Annotated in this window: 14 protein-coding genes; 5 read left to right on the forward strand and 9 right to left on the reverse strand. The window is 39.9% G+C overall.

The window, feature by feature from the left end; all coding sequences use genetic code 11:
• Window positions 1-27: 27 nt before the first annotated feature.
• Both OLM61_RS10375 and OLM61_RS10380 read left to right on the forward strand, forming a co-directional pair.
• Complete coding sequence (locus OLM61_RS10375; protein ID WP_264526259.1) at window positions 28-7,884, forward strand: HYR domain-containing protein; 7,857 nt, start codon at window positions 28-30, stop codon at window positions 7,882-7,884.
• A 58-nt stretch (window positions 7,885-7,942) separates the two neighbouring features.
• Entirely contained in the window at window positions 7,943-8,848 is a 906-nt protein-coding gene (locus OLM61_RS10380) for a type IX secretion system membrane protein PorP/SprF (protein ID WP_264526260.1), read from the forward strand.
• A gap of 65 nt (window positions 8,849-8,913) precedes the next feature.
• On the opposite strand, the gene OLM61_RS10385 is transcribed toward OLM61_RS10380, so the two are convergent.
• Window positions 8,914-9,171: a hypothetical protein gene (locus OLM61_RS10385; protein ID WP_264526261.1), complete on the reverse strand. Its 258-nt coding sequence runs from the start codon at window positions 9,169-9,171 to the stop codon at window positions 8,914-8,916.
• 312 nt (window positions 9,172-9,483) lie between these two features.
• On the opposite strand from OLM61_RS10385, the gene OLM61_RS10390 reads away from it, so the two are divergent.
• Together OLM61_RS10390 and OLM61_RS10395 are read left to right on the forward strand one after the other, a co-directional pair.
• Window positions 9,484-10,239, forward strand: a complete 756-nt coding sequence (locus tag OLM61_RS10390) for an NUDIX hydrolase (RefSeq protein ID WP_264526262.1) — start codon at window positions 9,484-9,486, stop codon at window positions 10,237-10,239.
• Window positions 10,240-10,293: 54 nt separating this feature from the next.
• Window positions 10,294-10,614, forward strand: a complete 321-nt coding sequence (locus OLM61_RS10395) for an MmcQ/YjbR family DNA-binding protein (protein ID WP_264526263.1) — start codon at window positions 10,294-10,296, stop codon at window positions 10,612-10,614.
• A 7-nt stretch (window positions 10,615-10,621) separates the two neighbouring features.
• On the opposite strand, the gene OLM61_RS10400 is transcribed toward OLM61_RS10395, so the two are convergent.
• The 7 genes from OLM61_RS10400 to OLM61_RS10430 all read right to left on the reverse strand — a co-directional run bounded on the left by OLM61_RS10400 (window position 10,622) and on the right by OLM61_RS10430 (window position 15,477).
• Window positions 10,622-11,233, reverse strand: a complete 612-nt coding sequence (locus OLM61_RS10400) for an alpha-ketoglutarate-dependent dioxygenase AlkB family protein (RefSeq protein WP_264526264.1) — start codon at window positions 11,231-11,233, stop codon at window positions 10,622-10,624.
• Window positions 11,220-11,465, reverse strand: coding sequence for an Ada metal-binding domain-containing protein (locus tag OLM61_RS10405; RefSeq protein WP_264526265.1), 246 nt, complete (start codon window positions 11,463-11,465; stop codon window positions 11,220-11,222). The genes OLM61_RS10400 and OLM61_RS10405 overlap by 14 nt, the downstream gene beginning before the upstream one ends.
• A 162-nt stretch (window positions 11,466-11,627) precedes the next feature.
• Window positions 11,628-12,341, reverse strand: a complete 714-nt coding sequence (locus tag OLM61_RS10410) for a 2OG-Fe(II) oxygenase (RefSeq protein ID WP_264526266.1) — start codon at window positions 12,339-12,341, stop codon at window positions 11,628-11,630.
• A 138-nt stretch (window positions 12,342-12,479) separates the two neighbouring features.
• Window positions 12,480-13,325 carry a methylated-DNA--[protein]-cysteine S-methyltransferase gene (locus tag OLM61_RS10415; RefSeq protein WP_264526267.1) on the reverse strand — a complete coding sequence of 282 codons (846 nt, stop codon included), beginning with the start codon at window positions 13,323-13,325 and terminating at the stop codon, window positions 12,480-12,482.
• A gap of 168 nt (window positions 13,326-13,493) precedes the next feature.
• Entirely contained in the window at window positions 13,494-14,012 is a 519-nt protein-coding gene (locus OLM61_RS10420; protein ID WP_264526268.1) for a GNAT family N-acetyltransferase, read from the reverse strand.
• Between the two features lie 18 nt (window positions 14,013-14,030).
• Entirely contained in the window at window positions 14,031-14,363 is a 333-nt protein-coding gene (locus tag OLM61_RS10425) for a DMT family transporter (RefSeq protein ID WP_264526269.1), read from the reverse strand.
• A 31-nt stretch (window positions 14,364-14,394) separates the two neighbouring features.
• Window positions 14,395-15,477 (reverse strand): hypothetical protein, encoded by a 1,083-nt coding sequence (locus OLM61_RS10430; protein WP_264526270.1) that lies wholly within the window; start codon window positions 15,475-15,477, stop codon window positions 14,395-14,397.
• A 98-nt stretch (window positions 15,478-15,575) separates the two neighbouring features.
• Here OLM61_RS10430 and OLM61_RS10435 point away from each other — a divergent pair, with 98 nt between their 5' ends.
• Window positions 15,576-17,417 carry a hypothetical protein gene (locus OLM61_RS10435; RefSeq protein ID WP_264526271.1) on the forward strand — a complete coding sequence of 614 codons (1,842 nt, stop codon included), beginning with the start codon at window positions 15,576-15,578 and terminating at the stop codon, window positions 17,415-17,417.
• 78 nt (window positions 17,418-17,495) lie between these two features.
• On the opposite strand, the gene OLM61_RS10440 is transcribed toward OLM61_RS10435, so the two are convergent.
• Window positions 17,496-17,672, reverse strand: a complete 177-nt coding sequence (locus OLM61_RS10440) for a hypothetical protein (RefSeq protein WP_264526272.1) — start codon at window positions 17,670-17,672, stop codon at window positions 17,496-17,498.
• Window positions 17,673-17,731 lie beyond the last annotated feature (59 nt).

Here is a 17,731-nt window from a genome sequence, read left to right on the forward strand (position 1 = left end):
ATTATTTAATGAATAACAAAATTACCTATGCAAAATATTAATTTTAAAACAGCCCATTTCCGCCCTGTATTTCCTAAAAAATACATCAGGTATTCGTTTTTGCTCCAAATAATAGCCATGCTATTGCTTCCTTATATGGTGCACAGTCAATGTGGCGCTAACTTAGCTGTAAACCCAGGTTTTGAGTCAGGTTTTCAGGGATGGGGATCTAATGTATCATTGGTTCAGAGTGGAGCATGGTTTTCCGAACCGACCAGAACTAAAAGTGATCGTAGCTATGCTGTAAATGTTTATGAGGGATCCTACTCTGCTAATGTTTCCGGTGGATCCGTATATCAGGATTTTGATACTTCGGGATTCCGTAGTGTTGATTATTCGTTTGCCTTTTTAGGAAGCGATGCTAGTGGTTGGCATGGTGGTGCAGGGTTAACCTTACAAGCGGGTCCTCCGGGAGGTCCTTATACTGATGTAATTCAAACTTTAGAGTACGACTTAAATTGGCATTTAGTTACCGGAAGTTATCAAGTACCGGCCAATCAAACCAAGACAAGGTTTGTTTTTGCGTATACAGGAGCAACTTTATTAGGTTCGGACGGGGGATCAATTGTTTATGGAACTTTTATAGATGATGTAAGTTTTAAGGGTGTTCTAAATGAACCGGCCGTTAGTTTCATTGGTAATAATTCGATTTGTAAAGGGAATTCGAAAACAATGAGGGCCTCTGGTAATTCTGGCGCAACATTTAATTGGTACGATGCAACCGGAACCACTTTACTGTATACAGGACAAAGCTACACTACTCCGGCTTTATCGAGTGAGACGACTTATAAAGTACAGCAGGTTTTGAATTCGAGCTGTAAAAGCGGCTTCACCAGTATAACGGTTTACGTAGAAGACTTACCTAATGCTAGTATCTCGGGAGCTTCAAAAGCCTGTGTAAAAACTACCTTACAAGCAGATGCCTATTATCGTAATTCTATTAATTTGGCTAAATTTGTTTGGTATAAAGATGATGCCGTCATCAACGGGGAAACTCGACCAACTCTTGTGGTAACAGCCAGTGGAAATTATAAATTAAAAGTTATCAGTGCCAGTATTAATGCTTGCGAGCAGACTTCTGCTCCTCTAGCTGTAGAAATAGTTCCCGATATCGAAAAACCGGTCATCACTTGTGCGGCCAACATTACACAAACGGCCGATGCCGGAAAATGCACGGCAAATGTTACGATCACCAATCCAACTGCGACAGACAACTGTTCAACTGTCTTTACTTTCACAGGAGTTCGTTCGGATGCTTTGGCTTTAACGGCTGCTTATCCTTTGGGGAAAACCACTATTTCGTGGACTGCTAAGGACGATTCTGGAAATGTTTCGGCATCTTGCGATCAGACCATTACCATAACCGATACCGAAAAACCGGTCATCACTTGTGCGGACAACATGAACCAGGGGGCCGATTTCGGAAAATGCACTTCAAATGTTATCATCACAAAACCAACTGCGACTGACAACTGTTCAACAGTCTTTACTTTCACGGGAATCCGTTCAGATGCTTTGGCTTTAACGGATGCTTATCCTTTGGGCACAACCACCATTAGTTGGACGGCGAAGGATGGTGCCGGAAATGTTTCGGCATCTTGCGATCAGACCATTACCATTACCGATACCGAAAAACCGGTGATAATTTGTCCGGCCAACATTAGCCAAACGGCCGATGTCGGAAAATGCACGGCAAACGTTACGATCACCAACCCAACTGCGACAGACAACTGTTCGACTGCGGTTACTTTCACAGGAACCCGTTCAGATGCTTTGGCTTTAACGGCTGCTTATCCTTTGGGGAAAACCACGATTAGTTGGACTGCTAAAGACGATTCTGGAAATGTTTCGACATCCTGTGATCAGACCATTACCATTACCGATACCGAAAAACCGGTTATCACTTGTTCGGCCAACATTACACAAACGGCCGATGCAGGCACAAACAATACAACGGTTACGATCATCGACCCAACGGCTACTGACAACTGTTCGACTGCGGTTACTTTTACGGGAGTTCGTTCGGATGCTTTGGCCTTGACGGATGCTTATCCTGTTGGGAAAACCACCATTTCGTGGACGGCTAAGGACGACGCCGGAAATGTTTCGACATCTTGTGATCAAACCATTACCGTTACCGATAAAGACGTCTGTGACGTAAAGACTATAAATGCGAGTTTTGAGGAACCTTCGATTAAAGGGGCCCCTGCTAAGTATCAGTCGGTGAATCAAAGTCAGTTTCCGGGCTGGAAAACAACAGCTTCGGATGGAATGATGGATATTCTCGTAACGGGTTTTGAGAATATTTCTGCTGTTGAAGGATCCCAGTTTGTTGAAGTTAATGGTAATGTTGTAGGGGCATTGTATCAGGATTTTGATATTAGTGAAGGAGTCTCTGCCTTTAGATATTCGTTTGCCCATAGGGGAAGAATGGGTGTCGATGTTATGGTATTAAAAGCCGGTCCTCCGGGAGGCCCTTATACCGAAGTAACGAGAGCTTCAACAGATAATACGGCCTGGCAGGTCTATACCGGAACGTATACTATACCGGCTTCCCAAAAAAAGACAAGGTTTATTTTTGAGTCTCTTTCATCTGCAGGAGGTTCGTCAACTCAGGGTAATCTTTTAGATGCGATACATTTTACGGCTACTTTAGATGCGCCGCCTGTTACAGGTGCCGATAAAAGTATTTGTGAAGGGAGTTCGGCAACGCTTAAGGCCTCTGCTATAGCTGGCGCAACCGTTAATTGGTATGATGCAGCCGGGACCAATTTACTGTATACAGGACCCAACTACACCACTCCGGCTTTATCGAGTGAAACCACTTATAAAGTAGAACAGGTTACAAGTACGGGCTGTAAAAGCGCCAAATCTGATATAAAAGTTACCGTAAACACCAAACCTACGGTTAGCCTGTCGGGAGCTTCAAAAGCTTGTTCAACCACCACCTTAACAGCAACTACCAATATTAAAGCTATTGCTAATAATAATAGTGTTACTGTAAATGATCCTGGTTTTGTTTGGTATAAAGACGATGCTGTTATCAATGGGGAAACTAAAGAAACACTTGTGGTAACAGCCAGTGGAAAATATAAAGTAAAAGCTACAAGTAGTTTAACTGGTTGCGATCAGACTTCTGATCCTATAGATGTGGTAATTGGTGATACCGAAAAACCGGTTATCACTTGTGCGGCCAACATCAGCCAAACGGCCGATGCAGGAAAATGTACCGCAAACGTTACGATCACCAATCCAACTGCGACTGACAACTGTTCAACTGCGGTTACTTTCACGGGAGTTCGTTCGGATGCTTTGGCTTTAACGGCTGCTTATCCTTTGGGAAAAACCACGATTAGTTGGACTGCTAAAGACGATTCTGGAAATGTTTCTGCCTCTTGCGATCAGACCATTACGATTACCGATACCGAAAAACCGGTTATCACTTGTGCGGCCAATATTAGCCAAACGGCCGATGCAGGAAAATGTACTGCAAACGTTACGATCACCAACCCAACTGCGACTGACAACTGTTCAACTGCGGTTACTTTCACGGGAGTTCGTTCGGATGCTTTGGCTTTAACGGCTGCTTATCCTTTGGGGAAAACCACTATTTCGTGGACGGCGAAGGACGATGCCGGAAATGTTTCAGCCTCTTGCGATCAGACCATTACTATTACCGATACCGAAAAACCGGTTATCACTTGTGCGGCCAACATTAGCCAAACGGCCGATGCAGGAAAATGCACTGCAAATGTTACGATCACCAATCCAACTGCGACTGACAACTGTTCAACTGCGGTTACTTTCACAGGAGTTCGTTCGGATGCTTTGGCTTTAACGGCTGCTTATCCTGTGGGAAAAACCACGATTAGTTGGACTGCTAAAGACGATGCTGGAAATGTTTCGACATCTTGCGATCAGACTATTACTATTAGCGATAGCGAAAAACCGGTTATCACTTGTGCGGCTAACATCAGCCAAACGGCCGATGCAGGAAAATGTACTGCAAACGTTACGATCACCAATCCAACTGCGACTGACAACTGCTCAACTGCGGTTACTTTCACGGGAGTTCGTTCGGATGCTTTGGCTCTAACGGCTGCTTATCCTGTGGGAAAAACCACGATTAGTTGGACTGCTAAAGACGATGCCGGAAATGTTTCAACCTCTTGCGATCAAACCATTACCGTTACCGATACCGAAAAACCGGTTATCACATGTCCGGCCAATATTACACAAACGGCCGATGCAGGAAAATGTACGGCAAACGTTACGATCACCAACCCAACTGCGACTGACAACTGTTCAACTGCGGTTACTTTCACGGGAGTTCGTTCGGATGCTTTGGCTTTAACGGCTGCTTATCCTTTGGGGAAAACCACTATTTCGTGGACTGCGAAGGACGATGCCGGAAATGTTTCGACATCTTGTGATCAGACCATTACGATTACTGATACAGAAAAACCGGTTATCACTTGTGCGGCTAACATTAGTCAAACGGCCGATGCAGGAAAATGCACTGCAAATGTTACGATCACCAATCCAACTGCGACTGACAACTGTTCAACTGCGGTTACTTTCACGGGAGTTCGTTCGGATGCTTTGGCTTTAACGGTTGCTTATCCTGTGGGAAAAACCACGATTAGTTGGACTGCTAAAGACGATGCCGGAAATGTTTCAGCCTCTTGTGATCAGACGATTACTATTAGCGATAGCGAAAAACCGGTCATCACTTGTGCGGCTAACATTAGCCAAACGGCCGATGCAGGAAAATGCACGGCAAACGTTACGATCACCAATCCAACTGCGACTGACAACTGTTCAACTGCGGTTACTTTCACAGGAGTTCGTTCGGATGCTTTGGCTTTAACGGCTGCTTATCCTTTGGGGAAAACCACTATTTCGTGGACTGCGAAGGACGATTCTGGAAATGTTTCGACTTCTTGTGATCAGACCATTACGATTACTGATACCGAAAAACCGGTTATCACTTGTGCGGCCAATATTACACAAACGGCTGATGCAGGCAAAAACAATGCAAACGTTACGATCACCAACCCAACTGCGACAGACAACTGTTCAACTGCGGTTACTTTCACAGGAGTTCGTTCGGATGCTTTGGCTCTAACGGCTGCTTATCCTATGGGAAAAACCACGATTAGTTGGACTGCTAAAGACGATGCTGGAAATGTTTCGACATCTTGCGATCAGACTATTACGATTACCGATACCGAAAAACCGGTTATCACTTGTGCGGCAGATGTTGCAACAAAGGCAGACGACGGTTTGTGTACGGCAACAATTGCCCTAATTGCACCAACTGTTAACGATAATTCTGCGGCTGTAGCGGTAACCAATAATGCACCGGCTGCATTTCCGGTGGGGGTTACGACAGTAGTCTGGACCGCTACGGATAATAGCGGTAATAAGGCTACTTGCGAGCAGAAAGTTACCGTATATAGTTTGATAAAAGCGACCGATGATGCAGTAGCTTCCGTAAATGGTGCAGTAGGAGGTAGTGTTGTAAATGTTTTAGACAATGATGTACTAAATTGTGGTGTGGCAAAAGCCAATGAGTTAAAAATTGCTTTGGCAGGTAAAGCGTTGCCATCAGGAATAGATTTTAACACCGCTACCGGTACAGTAAGTGTAAAACCAAATACACCAGCAGGAACCTATACCTTTGATTATACGATTTGTAACCTTTTGAACAGTTCAATTTGTGGCACAGCTACCGTTAAAATAGACGTGGTAGCACCAAAAATAGAAACTCCGGCTCAAACGCCAACAGTGGTTGTGGATCCAAAAACGGGTACCACTCCTCCGATAACATCCGATATTAAAATAAACGATCAGCCCGTAACCATCGGAACAAAACCGGGTGATGTAACCGTTACCATTATAAAAGCGCCTCCAGGATTTATTTTGAACCCTGATGGTACGGTAACCGTTCCGCCAAACACACCGGGAGGAACGTATACGATAGACTATAAGGTATGCCAAGTGAGCAACCCTGCCAATTGTGTTACAGGATCGGTTAAAGTAACCGTGGATGCACCAAAAATAGAAACCCCGGTCACAACGCCAACAGTTGTGGTGGATCCAAAAACGGGTACCACCCCTCCGATAACATCCGATATTAAAATAAACGATCAGCCCGTAACCATCGGAACAAAACCGGGCGATGTAACCGTTACCATTATAAAAGCGCCTCCAGGATTTATTTTGAACCCTGATGGTACGGTAACCGTTCCGCCAAATACACCGGGAGGAACGTATACGATAGACTATAAGGTATGCCAAGTGAGCAACCCTGCCAATTGTGTTACAGGTTCGGTTAAAGTAACCGTGGATGCACCAAAAATAGAAACCCCGGTTACAACGCCAACAGTTGTTGTGGATCCAAAAACGGGTACCACTCCTCCTTTAACATCGGATATTAAAATAAACGATCAGCCCGTAACCATCGGAACAAAACCGGGCGATGTAACCGTTACCATTATAAAAGCGCCTCCAGGATTTATTTTGAACCCTGATGGTACAGTTACCGTTCCGCCAAATACACCGGGAGGAACGTATACGATAGACTATAAGGTATGCCAAGTGAGCAACCCTGCCAATTGTGTTACAGGTTCGGTTAAAGTAACCGTGGATGCACCAAAAATAGAAACCCCGGTTACAACGCCAACAGTTGTGGTGGATCCTAAAACGGGTACCACTCCTTCACTAGTAACCGATGTTAAAATAAACAATCAGCCCGTAACCATCGGAACAAATCCGGGCGATGTAACCGTTACCATTATAAAAGCGCCTCCAGGGTTTATTTTGAACCCTGATGGTACGGTAACCGTTCCGCCAAACACACCGGGAGGAACGTATACGATAGACTATAAGGTATGCCAAGTGAGCAACCCTGCCAATTGTGTTACAGGTTCGGTTAAAGTAACCGTGGATGCACCAAAAATAGAAACCCCGGTTACAACGCCAACAGTGGTGGTGGATCCTAAAACGGGTACCACTCCTTCACTAGTAACTGATGTTAAAATAAACAATCAGCCCGTAACCATTGGAACAAATCCGGGTGATGTAACCGTTACCATTATAAAAGCGCCTCCAGGATTTATTCTGAACCCTGATGGTACGGTAACCGTTCCGCCAAACACACCGGGAGGAACGTATACGATAGACTATAAGGTATGCCAAGTGAGCAACCCTGCCAATTGTGTTACAGGTTCGGTTAAAGTAACCGTGGATGCACCAAAAATAGAAACCCCGGTTACAACGCCAACAGTTGTGGTGGATCCTAAAACCGGTACCACTCCTTCACTAGTAACCGATGTTAAAATAAACAATCAGCCAGTAGTGATCGGAACAAATCCGGGCGATGTAACCGTAATCATTACAAAAGCGCCTCCAGGATTTATCCTGAACCCTGATGGTACGGTAACCGTTCCGCCAAACACACCGGGAGGAATTTATACGGTAGAGTATCAGATCTGTCAGGTGGGCAATCCTAAAAATTGTACTACAGGATCCGTTAAAATAGAAGTTGGAGGACCAACAGACGCCTGCGTGATTAAGGTATCCAATGCCTTTTCTCCAAATGGAGATTTAGAGAACGATCGTTTCTATATCCATGGTCTCGAATGTTATCCGGATAATACCGTAGAAATCTACAATCGCTGGGGCAGGCTGGTATACGAATGTAAGCACTACAATAATGTAGATCGTGTTTTCAGAGGAGGAAATGACGAATTGGTTGGGACTTATTATTATGTCATAAGATACACTGATGACAAGTCTCGAACGCATGAAAAAGTAGGATACTTATATATCGGTAAATAATAATTAAACCAAAAAGGGCTCAGTCAAACAAAGCTGAGCCCTTCTTAAAAGAAAGGACATGAGAAAATTATTTTTATTTTGTATAATTTATTCCACAATTGGATTTGCACAGCAAGATTCACAGTTTACCCAATACATGTACAATACGCTTACTATAAACCCGGCTTATGCTGGTTCAAGAGGGACAACGAGTATCTTCGGATTGTACCGTACCCAATGGATTGGACTTGAAGGAGCACCCAAAACAGGCAGTTTTTCGGTACATACACCGCTGAACAATAGTAAGTTGGGAATGGGGGTTTCGTTGGTAAACGATAAAATAGGGCCAACGGATGAAACTACATTATCGGCCGATATATCGTATACAGTACCCACATCGGCCACCTTTAATCTTTCTTTTGGGATTAGGGGAACAGGCAATTTGTTCAGTTTGGACCCCAATAAATTAAATCCCGAACGACAGGGAGATCCACAGTTTCAAAATTTAGAAAGTGTGTTTTCACCCAATATAGGAGCCGGTTTATATTGGTATTCCGATAAGGCTTACATTGGTTTGTCGATCCCTGCTTTTATCGAAACCAATCGATACAACGATAACAATGTATCTATTTACAAGGATAAAATATGTTACTATTTTATAGGCGGTTACGTATTTGATTTGTCTCCTTCAATTAAATTTAAACCCGCAGTACTGACCAAAATGAGCGCAGGGGCCTCCTTGCAGGTAGATCTTTCGGCAAACTTTATGTACAACGAGAAGTTTGTACTTGGAGCGGCCTATCGAACAAATGCTGCCGTAAGTGCTCTGGCCGGGTTTCAAATTACAGAAGGCCTGTTCGTAGGATATGCATACGATTTTGACACCACTGCTTTGCGCAATTACAATTCAGGTTCACACGAGATATTCCTGCGATTTGAATTGTTCAAAAATCAAAAATCAATAATGTCGCCCAGATTTTTCTAGACGGATACTAATAAAAAACGGAGGTAGTAACACCTCCGTTTTTTTTATAGCATGCCGACTAAGAATTATTTTAAAACGGTGTGGATAAAGTCCATGGCGCCAATTCCTTTGTAAGAGGCATAAAGGGCTTTGTCAAAAGCTTCCCGCTTTGCTTTTTTATCTTTCGATTCCGTTTCAACAATCATTTCATTGAAAATTCGCTCCTGTTCTTCACTATATTTTAAAGAAGCTTCCAGAAGATACGTTTTAGAAACAAACCCGAATGACTCCCAGATCTTATTCCTGATTTTTTCATTTATATTTTTTAACGGATTGTTACTCATATCTCCTGCATTAGTGTTCTACGTTTCCTGTTGGATTAAAAAGGGTAAACAGGGTGTTGGTTTACAGTGTGTTTCTGATTTTTTGTTCAAAAACGAACAAAACACGTTTCAAATGTGTTATTATGACGCAATGTAATTATTTTTTTTAACTCCATTTTTATTTTAAGCAAAAATTGTGATAATTACAGGGGTTGTCTTTTACGGAAATCCGTAATATAACAAAAACTCAGTTGTCTAAAAAGGCTTCGGATTTATAAAAATGCATTAAATTGCAAGGACTATTAAAGAACTTGCTGATTTAAGAAATACCGGATGCCGAAAAAAATAATAGAAAATAGCGAAAATTATCAACCCGGACTTTCGATTGACTGTGTCATTTTTGGATTTCATGACAATCAGCTTAAAGTTTTACTCATCAAAACTTCTTTTGATGACAAATGGTCTTTGCCCGGAGGATTTATACCCCTTGAGGAGGATATTGACACCGCAGCAGTTACCGTTTTAAAAGAACGCACCGGAATGCAGGGGATTTTTTTAAGGCAGTTTGCGACTTTTGGCCGTGTAAATCGATACGATCAGGATTTTGGGAATGCGGTACTGGATCATTATGATATTCCGAGAGAAGAGGGAAAATGGCTCCTCCAGCGTTTTATAACCATTGGATATTATGCTTTGATTGATTTTTTGAAAGCAGTGCCTCAAAAAGAAAACAGTCAGGAAATTATAGAATGGATTGATCACAAAGAAGTTCCCGAACTCATTTTAGATCACAGAGAGATTCTCGATAAAGCGTTGACTACCCTTAGGATTGAGCTGAATTTAATGCCGGTTGGTTATAATCTGTTACCTGAAAAATTCACCATTCCGCAGCTTCAAAAGCTGTATGAAACCATTTTGGATCGAAAATTAGACAGACGAAACTTTCTGCGCAAAATCACCAACATCGGGATTCTGAAAAAACTGGACGAAAAGAAAAGCAACGTTGCACACAAAGCGCCGAACTTGTATACTTTTGATACCGATAAATACAAGGAAGTCCTTAAAAACGGGTTGAATCAGGGGTGGTAAGAGAGGGGACTTCATCAATTTTAAGCAATAGAATCTTAAAAAAAAGAGTTACATATGGTTACAATTGAAACATTCAGAACCCTTGCATTGTCCTTTCCGGATGCAACAGAAGAACCTCATTTTGAGAAAACATCTTTTCGTATCAGCAAAAAAATATTCGCCACTTTTGATGAAAAGAACAACACCGCCGTTTTAAAATTAAACGAAATCGACCAGTCTGTTTTTTGTGCTTCTAGCGAAATGATTTTTTATCCGGTTCCCAACAAATGGGGCAAGCAGGGCTGGACGATTGTAGCGCTTTCAAAAGTAAGACCCGAAATGTTTGAGGACGCTTTGATTCTTTCGTATCAAACTGTGGCATTCAAAAAAAAGTAGCGTTGTACTAGGGGTTTACAATAGTTCTGAACGTTAAATTGACTCTGGGTTTTGAAACCGTTTTTGTGGGAGGCAACCGATGCAACCAATGGGTTTGGGTAGTGCCTTTCATAACTAGTAAACTTCCGTGTTCTAAAAGTAAAGACACCGTTTCTTTGGTTTCTTTGTGTTTGAAGGCAAATTTCCGTTCAGCGCCGAAACTCACTGAGGCAATGGCACCGTTCTTTTTTAGATCTTTTTCGGCATCACTGTGCCACGCCATTCCTTCCTCACCGGAATGATATAAATTGAGCAGACAGGAATTAAATGTTTCTCCCGTTTTTTCTTCCATGATAGCTTTTAATTCCAGTAATTCTGGAGTCCATGAAAGTGCTTTTTTGGTCGTATTGGAGTAGGTATATTCAAAACCCGAATCGCCGTACCAGGCTACTTTTCGTTTGGTTAAAATTAGTTTACCAAAGATAACTGCTTCATCATTTTTCCATTCAATCGTGTCGAGAAGCACCTCTAAATAACGATTTGAGTCTGCTCTCGAAAAAAGCTTTCCGTAATAATTAACCGTCCCGTCTTTAGGAAGCAGATTCGTTGTTTCGTCGGTATGCGGATTAAATAAGTCCATTTTTCCAGTTTTGATATTCGGTTTTCATGCAATGTCCGCAAGGTCGGAAACCATTTTTTTCGGCTTCTTCCCGAGTAGAAAAGAAAACCCGGTTTTCTCGTTTCATTCTTTTCCCGGAATTGCATTTTAGCGTTCCGTAGATCTTTAGTTTTCGGTTTCCACCGAAGCAAATTTCTACATTTTTAATTTTACTTCGTAAATCCGAATCGGAAATTTTAGAGTGTTGGAGCATTTTTTTTGAGGTTCTGAGGTTCTGAGGTTTTGAGGGGCAAAGGGGCAGAGGTGCAAAGGGACAAAGGTTTTTTTAAATCTCAATCAGAGATTTAATAGTGTCAAGGCATTTATTTTTAAGTTGCAAAAACTTAGAATCTTAGAGCCTTAGTACCTCAGAACCTCAAGACAAAGCATCATGAAAAATAATCCCCAATGTATGTCGTTCACCCGAATGGATCTCGCTAACACCATGTTTCATAGCAGCGCGATAATATCCTTTTGTTCCTTTTACGGGTCTGAAATTGGTGGTAAAAACTAAAATGTCTCCTTTTTTAGGTTTCAGCACGATGGCTTTAGATTGTGCCCGCGGTGTTTGCTGTGTCAATACAAACTCACCGCCGGTAAAATCTTCGTCGGGTTCATTGAGAAAAAGTACAATTTGAATTGGAAAATAAATGTCTCCGTACAAATCCTGGTGCAAAGTATTGAAACCGCTTTTGCCGTATTTTAAAATTAAAACAGTCGCCTTAAATTGATGATTGGCATGGCATTGCTCCAGTAATTTTTCGTGCGTATCGGGGAAAACAGTTTGTATATTAAGGGCTTTCATCCAGGCGTTTGCAATGGGAGCCAATTTGGGGTAAATAGAAGTACGCAGGCTCTGGATTAAATCAGGCAGCGGATAATTGAAATATTTGTATTCGCCTAAGCCAAAACGGTAGCGTTCCATAACGACCGTTTTTCGGTATAAATCCGGATTGGAATAATCGGCTTTTAAAGCTTCGCATTGTTCGTTATGGAGCACATTCGGAATGATGGCAAATCCATTTTCGTGCATAGATTCGGTGATGCTGTCCCAATGAAGGGAAGCAATTTTTGAGGATATATTTTGCATAATAATTTTAGATTGAGGTTTTTTTGCCGCTATCAAAGCGATAACGAACAGATGAAGTAATTCACGAATTTATTTTTCACATTTTGAGAAAATCGATGCAGTAGCATTAGTTTAATTCGTGAATTCGTGGCAGAAGAATTAAGGATTTATCTGTGCGCCTTCCCAGCCAATAATAGCCGTTTTACGGGTGTTCCCCCACATATATCCCCCAAAGGTTCCGGTGGATTGAATCACACGATGACAGGGGATCAGAAAAGCTACAGGATTGCTTCCAATAGCGGTTCCCACAGCGCGCGAAGCATTTGGTTTCTCAATTTGCTGCGCTATAGCACCGTAAGTAGAAAGTTGCCCCATTGGAATTTTTAAGAGCGTTTCCCAAACTTTCAATTGAAAATCGGTGCCTTTTAAATGCAGTTTAATTTCGGATAGTTTACTCCAGTCATTTTGAAAAATAAACAGTGCATTTTGCTGTATTAAATCCAGTTTTCGGGAAAAAACGGCGTTGGGGAATTTATGTTTTAAATCCTCAAAGCCTATTGCTTCACTTTCTGCAAAAGCCATAAAACAAACTCCCTTGAGGGTTGAAGCCACAATGATATTTCCAAACGGACTTTCTGCAAAACTGAAATTGATTTCTAAGTTCTTTCCCCCGTTTTTATACTCGGCAGGGGTCATGCCTTCAATATTGACAAACAGATCGTGCAAGCGGCTGGTGCCCGAAAGACCAGTGTCAAAAGCGGCATCGAATAAAGTCGCCTGACGGTCTTCCTGAAGTATTTTTTTGGCATGTTCAACACTAATGTACTGCAAAAACTTCTTCGGACTTGTGCCGGCCCATTCCGTAAACAAACGTTGAAAGTGAAAAGGACTTAGATGCACTTTTTCGGCAACTTCATCAAGATTGGGCTGTGCTTTAAAATTGGCTTTGATATAATCAATTGCATCAGCAATCCGATTATAATTAATGTTTTCCTGTGTGTTCATTTTCTTTCCATTTTATAAGGCAAATATCGACAGGTTTTTAAAGGTATAAAATCCGAAACTTGCGGAAGTAGTTTTTTGTTTCAGGTTTCAGGTTTCACGTTCTGTTCAAACTTGAAACTTGAAACTTGAAACCTGAAACCTGAAACTTGAAACCTGAAACAATTACCACTACAGTTCTTTTTCCATCTTATAATTAATCAGTTCAACCCCCAATCTTAGATTTCGCTGTTCGACTATTGAGGTAAAACCGTTTTTTTCGAAAAAGGGTTTAGCGGTGATACTGATGTCAGAGGTTATGATTTTTGAATGTTGTTTCTTCGCTTCACGTTCTAATTCGATTAAGAGTGTATTGGCGATGCCTTGTCTTTGATAATCTTTGTGGATGTAGAAGAAATCAATATAATTTCCGTCCTTCAAAGTTCCAAAACCAACAATCTTGGACTCGATAATAACCAATAAAACGATTTGTGTATGGATAACGGCTAACCAGCGCTCGGTATTATGAACACCTGAAGTCCAGGCCTCAATTTGTGCAGGATTGTAATCGTTTTTACAAACAGCTTGTATGGTTTCGGTATACAATTGCTGCATTTCCGGTAAATCTGAAATTGTTGCTTTTCTGAAAGTTGTCAAAGTATTGATTTTTAGTGTGATGCGTGTCTTGATAGTATCAAATGATACTATCAATTATTGATTTAAAATGCCCTAATGTGCCGTTGTCTTCGAAAAAACATTAATTACAACTACACCAATTAAGATCAGGGCTAATCCAATTATCGCCGGTAAATCAGGTATTTGTTTGAAGAAAATAGCGCCAATAATAGTGATTAATACAATACCAACTCCGGACCAAATGGCGTAGGCAATTCCGACCGGAATGGTTCTGATCGCAAAACTTAAAAAGTAAAATGCACCGCAGTAGCCAATAATGGTTATAATGCTTGGAATCAGTTTTGTAAATTCTTCCGATTTTTTTAAAGCCGAAGTAGCAATGATTTCAAACAGAATGGCAATTCCTAAAAAAAAGAAATTTTTCATGCTTTTATTATTTTTATAAAGTTAGGTTTAATTATTTAAGATTATTTTTTGCTGCAGCAACAAGTATCAATTTATAACCGTTTTCGGTTCTTAAAAATTCAAGATGATCCTGTTTAAAGTCGGCTTTGTTTTTTGAGGTAATGACTATGTTTTTTAAGGGATACATCCATTCTTTAGCTTCATTGCAATTGTTGAAGTAAGTTGTATATTCATCTGTTTCAAAAATAAATGGATTGAGTCCGTCATTTGATACAAAATAATCCGTTTTAGCGTTTTTTAATTCTTCAAGTTTTAACTTTAGATAAGTATAATTCTGATGGATAAAGGCAGCTTTGGATTCATTTTTCCAGCCAGTTGGTTCTTTCCAGTAGGTGATTTTATCAAAGGAGTGCTGCTTTAAGTTCTTTTTTGATAAATCAGAAAGCAAACTGGTTTTTAACCACAATTTAAATTCTTTCTCATAATTGATGAACGAATAATACTGACCGTCAACGCCGAGGAAATTTTCCCTTGTTTCGTCTTTACCTGGAGCTTTTGATTTTTCTAAAGAATAAAAATTAAGTTCGTCATGATAGGCAAAATTCTCAATTAAGATTTTATTGTGGGTGTCAATCAGATCTTCTTTTCCCCCGGACCAGCTAAAGTGTTCGTCGCCAAATTTCTTTTTAACAGCACCTTTTAAGGCGATAATCATTCCGTTTCGGGCTTTGGTCAGGGCGCTATATTCCGCAGGAATTGCAATTTTTCCGTCACCGTCAAACATTCCTGTTAAGTCTGTTTTAGGGTCTGTAAAACGAATAAAACCTTCATTTTCACAATCAGGACCATTGTCAAAAATGTACAAACTGTCGCGTCCGACTATTTTACCGGATTTACTGAGATAATAACTCTTCCAGCTTTGGCCAGTTTCTTCGGTGACGGCAATAATTTTGTCGAATTTACGGGCAGTAGTGAATCCCATAAACTTTGGCGGTATCTGAATAGTTCCGTTCAGGTCTTTAAATCCGATATGGGTAGTGTCTTTGTCCCAAAACGCAATCCAGCTGTCTTTGTTTTGTGACAGTACAGTATAATTGGTAAAAAGGAACACATATAGAAGGAGCAGACGTTTCATGAAAAGAAATTTACAGTAAAGATAAGGATAACGTTTTTGAAAAAAAGATATTGGTTTTTTGGAACAAAAAAATGTACTTTTCAAGAAAAAATAAATAAATGAATAGAATTGTATTGATTTTGATGAGCTTTAGTCTTTCTGTGTTTTCCCAAAAAAAGCAACCAAGTAAAGAGGAGAAAGACATGATTTATGAAGTTACGTATAATGTAAATAAAGAAATTTTTAAAGCACCTAATTTCCCATTTAAAAAAGTAAAGGGAAAAATGGATGAAATTCAAAAGAAAGCAATTCAATCTGCTGAAGTGATAAATTCTTCAATAGATACAATTATCGCAAGAGGAATTTTGAAATTGGAAAAATCTAAGTATGGATACGACCTGTTGTTTAATTCACGCTTTCCTTCCTATTTTAAAGAAAATGATGAACCTTCTATTGTAGATTTTCACCCTGTAACCAGCAAGCTGTTTAATCTGAAAAAAGAGTTGATTGAAATTCAGCATGTTGGGGGAACTTCTTTTGGAAGCGAGTTTTTGTATAAATACAAGAACGGAAAAGAGGTTAATTTGAATTTTACGACGCTGCGTAAACAGGATCAGATCAACAATGCTATAGATTTTAAAAACAACAACGAACTTGACGAAATTAAAGGAAGTGTGGTTTACAATATTAAATTCATTACAGATTATGCTCAGGTAAAGCTTTCTCAAAAGGATATAGGAAGTACGTTTAAGTTGAATAACATTGAGTACAATTTAGTAGATGTTATAAACAATGTAGTTTTGATAGAGGCCGTTGATCTGAATAGCGATCGAAACAATAAGATGCGCTTGATAAATTATGATGAGTTGGGCAATGTATTGGTCAATTACAGCTATAATGAACTAGCAGAATTAAAGAAGAAAAATAAAAAAATCAATGATGAAAGGGCTGGTTTTGGTGATGTAAGAGGTAATATCAGTAAACGTGTTTTTGAGGCTCTTAAAGCTAATCCTACGATGAGTTTTGAAGAGTTTAAAAAATTATTTACGATAGACGATATAATAAATGAAAAAAAGAACTACATCTTTATTCAGACTATTGCTCCAATTAAAAATGATTTTGTTCTTTTTGAACCTATTTATGGTATAGACAGGTCTTTTGAGATGGTTCCGAATCTGAAAGAGCCAGAACCAAAAAAAATGATGGCAGAAGATTACAATGCGCCACAATTATCTGCAGATTGGAATGAGAAACTATTCGGAAATATTAAAGAATACACAGAGAACTTTTACTATGCAACAAAAAAGAACGGCAAATACGTAAAAGGTAAAATGCAAAATTATACCACGTATAAAAGGAATTCGAATGGGGAGTTTGTTGAAGATAAAATGTTTCCTAAAAAGTCTGATTTTCCGGAGAACAAGTACAATAGTTTAAAGCAAAAGATCGAATCAATAGGTTACGATGATGATGAAAAGATTACCGGAAGAACGATTTATAGTTATGATACCGGAAATAAATTATTGGAAGAGAAAAGTTATTTTTCGGATAATGATACTTTAAGAAGTTTAGTAAAGTATGTGTATAGTAAAAATCAAGTTGTAAAAACAAGCTTTTCTTATGATTATCAGGGAGGAGAAACGAAAATTTCAGAGTCTGAGGATGTGTTAGTGTATGATGAAAGAGGAAATCTTATAGAAGAACATTCGAAGAATAATAAAGAGGATTCTGTGTATTTGGATGAAATGGTAATTTATAGAAAATACAACTCTGATAATAGAAGAATAGAAGAATCAGGTTCGGATACTTTTTTCGGGGATGGGAAAGTTAAATTGAGTACAAAACTGGAATATCTTAAGATTGACAATCAAAAAAACTGGACCGAAATGTTTATTGAGGGAGGGTTAAGTTCAGAAAAACCAGAAGCTAATTTTGTTGAGCGAGTTTTTGTCTATGAATAAGAAGTGATACTAAAAAACAAACCCCGACAGGTTTTTTAAAACTTGTCGGGGTTGAAAGATAGTAATGGTTTAATTTTCCTAAGGATTAAGCGACAATCCGACACTGAAAAACAATCTGACTTTATCGATATTATTGATCCATGAAGTATCGAAATGGATTGGGCCTAAAATGGACTGATAGGAGATAGCAGCTCCTCCGGATATCAGAAGACTGGTATTGAAATTATCATCCCATTTTCCTTTTGGCTTAAACACATTGTCGCGGAAATCGCGAAAAGTATCAAAACCTACAGAGGCAATATTAACATGAGGGG

The sequence above is a fragment of the Flavobacterium sp. N502536 genome (assembly GCF_025947345.1).
Taxonomy (GTDB): domain Bacteria; phylum Bacteroidota; class Bacteroidia; order Flavobacteriales; family Flavobacteriaceae; genus Flavobacterium.

Coding starts and splice junctions, on each gene's coding strand:
- OLM61_RS10375 (WP_264526259.1), top strand. CDS start 28: ATGCAAAATATTAATTTTAAAACAGCCCATTTCCGCCCTGTATTTCCT.
- OLM61_RS10380 (WP_264526260.1), top strand. CDS start 7,943: ATGAGAAAATTATTTTTATTTTGTATAATTTATTCCACAATTGGATTT.
- OLM61_RS10385 (WP_264526261.1), bottom strand. CDS start 9,171: ATGAGTAACAATCCGTTAAAAAATATAAATGAAAAAATCAGGAATAAG.
- OLM61_RS10390 (WP_264526262.1), top strand. CDS start 9,484: ATGCCGAAAAAAATAATAGAAAATAGCGAAAATTATCAACCCGGACTT.
- OLM61_RS10395 (WP_264526263.1), top strand. CDS start 10,294: ATGGTTACAATTGAAACATTCAGAACCCTTGCATTGTCCTTTCCGGAT.
- OLM61_RS10400 (WP_264526264.1), bottom strand. CDS start 11,233: ATGGACTTATTTAATCCGCATACCGACGAAACAACGAATCTGCTTCCT.
- OLM61_RS10405 (WP_264526265.1), bottom strand. CDS start 11,465: ATGCTCCAACACTCTAAAATTTCCGATTCGGATTTACGAAGTAAAATT.
- OLM61_RS10410 (WP_264526266.1), bottom strand. CDS start 12,341: ATGCAAAATATATCCTCAAAAATTGCTTCCCTTCATTGGGACAGCATC.
- OLM61_RS10415 (WP_264526267.1), bottom strand. CDS start 13,325: ATGAACACACAGGAAAACATTAATTATAATCGGATTGCTGATGCAATT.
- OLM61_RS10425 (WP_264526269.1), bottom strand. CDS start 14,363: ATGAAAAATTTCTTTTTTTTAGGAATTGCCATTCTGTTTGAAATCATT.
- OLM61_RS10430 (WP_264526270.1), bottom strand. CDS start 15,477: ATGAAACGTCTGCTCCTTCTATATGTGTTCCTTTTTACCAATTATACT.
- OLM61_RS10435 (WP_264526271.1), top strand. CDS start 15,576: ATGAATAGAATTGTATTGATTTTGATGAGCTTTAGTCTTTCTGTGTTT.